General features: G+C 61.3%; 4 protein-coding genes. 1 reads left to right on the top strand and 3 read right to left on the bottom strand.

The window, feature by feature from the left end; all coding sequences use genetic code 11:
* Window positions 1-301, bottom strand: a 301-nt coding sequence (locus tag DBR24_RS13250; protein WP_371921284.1) for a LexA family protein, incomplete at its 3' end; no start/stop codon positions are given.
* 246 nt (window positions 302-547) lie between these two features.
* On the opposite strand from DBR24_RS13250, the gene DBR24_RS13245 reads away from it, so the two are divergent.
* Window positions 548-2,206 carry a phosphoethanolamine transferase gene (locus DBR24_RS13245; protein ID WP_128614988.1) on the top strand — a complete coding sequence of 553 codons (1,659 nt, stop codon included), beginning with the start codon at window positions 548-550 and terminating at the stop codon, window positions 2,204-2,206.
* Window positions 2,207-2,267: 61 nt separating this feature from the next.
* On the opposite strand, the gene DBR24_RS13240 is transcribed toward DBR24_RS13245, so the two are convergent.
* Window positions 2,268-2,546: a DUF971 domain-containing protein gene (locus DBR24_RS13240; RefSeq protein WP_128614987.1), complete on the bottom strand. Its 279-nt coding sequence runs from the start codon at window positions 2,544-2,546 to the stop codon at window positions 2,268-2,270.
* The coding region (locus tag DBR24_RS32120; protein ID WP_256591452.1) for a HEAT repeat domain-containing protein at window positions 2,543-3,097 on the bottom strand (555 nt) is incomplete at its 5' end. The genes DBR24_RS32120 and DBR24_RS13240, both read right to left, overlap by 4 nt.

Raw genomic sequence — 3,097 nt, 5'->3', positions numbered from 1 at the left:
CCTCGGCATCGGCACCGATCGGCGCACCGGCAGCGACCCGGCCGAGCACGGGAATCTCGAGCAGTTCCGGGCGCGCCGGTTGCCCGAGCAGGCGAATGCCCCGGGCCTGATGCGGATTGACCTCGATAAACCCGGCGTCGGTGAGCGCCAGCACATGCTTGCGCGCCACGCTGCGCGAGGCAAAACCAAAAGCCTCGCTGATTTCAGCGAGGCTTGGGGACTGACCGTGTTCGGCGATGCGTTCGCGGATAAAGGTCAGGATGGCGGTACGGCGAGGCGTCAGTGTCTTCATGGAGTACATTTGTACTCCTGTAGGATTTTACTGACAAGCACCGCCAGTCGGCCTGCGGCAGTTCCTGTGTGACGTGGGGAGCAACCCGCCCGTGCCCGGTCAGCAAATCCCTCTGAAAAAAACCTGCTCCCAGCCTTTGATTGGGGTGAATCCACTCGGTAGTTGTTACAGGATGTTTACAATTTTTTTACTAATGTTCTTCTACAGTTACACGCGCAACCGCGTGGCGGTCTTTTTTGTAGAGGAATGTTTGACATGGCTTTGGGCAACGGACTGCGTTTACCGTCCATCACTCCTACCCGACTGGTGCTGTTGTTTTCCCTGGCGCTGGTGGCGCTGTATAACCTGGCGACCTGGAAGGCGCTGGGCGCGCTGATTACCCTGCAAGGCGCGCACAAACTGGCGTTTTTCGCCTCCTTTGGGCTGTTTTTGTGGGCGGCCATCACCCTGCTGCTGACCCTGGTGTCGTTTCGCTGGACGCTGAAACCGGCGCTGACCGTGGTCGCCCTGCTCTCGGCCTGCGCGGCGTATTTCATGAACGAATACGGGATCACCATCGACACGGTGATGATCCAGAACGTGTTCGAAACCAACCCCGACGAAGCCACCGCGCTGTTCAACGGCAAGCTGCTGACTTACGTGCTGTTGCTCGGCGTGCTGCCGGCCGTGCTGATCTGGCGCTGGCCGGTGAGCTATCGGCCGTTTTTTCGCGGCCTGCTCAACAAGGTGCTGGTGAGCATCGCCTGCGTGCTGGTGATCGCGGCTTCCGTAGGCACGTTTTATTCGACCTACGCACCGATCTTTCGCCAGGAAGACAAGCTCACCCACTTCATCAACCCGACCAACTACATCTACGCCATCAGCAAATACACCCAACAACGCCTGGGCATCAAAAAGCACTTCGTGGTACAGACCATCGGCGAAGACGCGGTGATGAGCGCCAAGGCTGCCGCCCGCGAGAAGAAATCACTGATGGTGTTTGTGGTCGGGGAAACGGCGCGTGCCGACCATTTCTCGCTCAACGGTTATGCGCGTGAGACCAACCCCGAACTGAGCAAACTGGACATCCTCAACTTCACTCAGGTGCATTCCTGTGGCACCTCGACGGCAGTGTCGGTGCCGTGCATGTTCTCGAAGTTCCCCCGTGAGGATTACAGCGACAAGAAAGGCAAAACCTACGAAGGCCTGCTCGATATCCTGCAGCGGGCCGGCGTGCAGGTGCTGTGGCTGGACAACAACAGCGACTGCAAGGGCACCTGCCTGCGCGTCCCCCATCGCGATATTTCGAAGCATCAGCCGGGACCGTTCTGCGATGGCAATAATTGCCTCGACGAAGCGCTGCTGGCGGATCTGCAAAGCTACATCGACAGCCTCAAGGGCCACGCGATCATCGTTCTGCATGCCGACGGCAGCCACGGCCCCGAGTACTACGAGCGCTATCCGAAGGAAATGGAACGCTTCAAACCGATCTGCCACACCAACCAGCTAGGCAGTTGCAGCCGCGATGAACTGGTGAACGTGTACGACAACACCATCCTCTACACCGACCATTTCCTCGCCCAGGTCATCGAGTTGCTCAAGCGCAATCAGGACACGCTGGAGACCTCGATGCTGTACGTTTCCGACCACGGTGAATCGCTGGGTGAAAACGGCCTGTACCTGCACGCCGCGCCATATGCACTGGCGCCCGAAGCGCAGACCCATGTGCCGATGGTGATGTGGTTTGGCAAGGGTACGCTCGCCAGCGAAGGAATTGATCGCGGCTGCCTGCAAGGCAAGACCGGGCAGGCGGATCTGAGCCATGACAACCTGTTCCATTCGGTGCTGGGGTTGTTTGACGTGAAGACCTCGCTGTATCAGCCAGGGCTGGATGTTTTCCATGGCTGCCGGCCGGCGATGACGGCTGCGCAGTAACCCGAACACCGAAGTCTCTGTGGCAGCTGGCTTGCCAGCTCCCACAGGCAACGCAGTGTTCTCAAGGGGTGAGCTGTGCCAGGTAGTCCCACGGATAGATTCCGCGCTGGTGCCCATCGCTGAACACCAGTTGCATGCCGTAGCCCTGCGGGTTGATCTCGATCAGGCGGACCCGGTCATCGACCCGCGGGGTCATCCCTTTCAGGCGAAACGCACGGCACTGCGAGCACGGGCACTGGCGGCGCAGTTCGGCATGGTTGAGCACCGATTCACGCCCGTCCGGCCAACTCAGGCGCAAGGTCTGTGCGCTTTGCGAATTGCCCACCGACAGCGGCTTCATTGCAACTGACTCAAGGCAATCCGCACCGCTTTGCGCACTTCCGGGTCACCGTCATCCTGCGCTGCCTGCAACGCCGCCACGGCCCCGCGATCATTCAACTCACCGAGGGCCAGCGCGGCTTCCTTGCGCAGGTTGCTGATGCGGTGGCCGAGGGTCTCGATCAAGGTGTCCAGAGCCGGTGCAAAACGCAGGCGACCGAGGCTGCGAGTGGCGCGCAGGCGTACTTGCCAGTAGTCATCGTTCAAGGCTTCGATCAACGCCGGACCGGCATCGCTGTGGCCGACCTTGCCCAGGGTGGTGGCCGCCTCTTCTCGCACTTGCCAGGCGTGGTCCTGCAAGGCCTGGCGCAAGGCCGGCAGCACCTCGGCGCCAGAGGCCAGACCGAGGGCACCAGTGGCGGCGCGGCGCACTTCGGTGTCCGGGTCGGCGCTGGCCAGGCGTGCCAGCACCGGCAGCGCATCGAGTTGCTTGAGCCAGCCGAGCACGCCCACCGCTTCGCGGCGCACACTGGCGTCGGCGTCGTCGAGTGCCGCAACCGCAGCAGGCGCGGC

This window comes from Pseudomonas sp. HMWF006 (assembly GCF_003061205.1).
GTDB classification, from domain to species: domain Bacteria; phylum Pseudomonadota; class Gammaproteobacteria; order Pseudomonadales; family Pseudomonadaceae; genus Aquipseudomonas; species Aquipseudomonas monsensis.
This window is presented reverse-complemented; position numbering and strand designations above follow the sequence as displayed.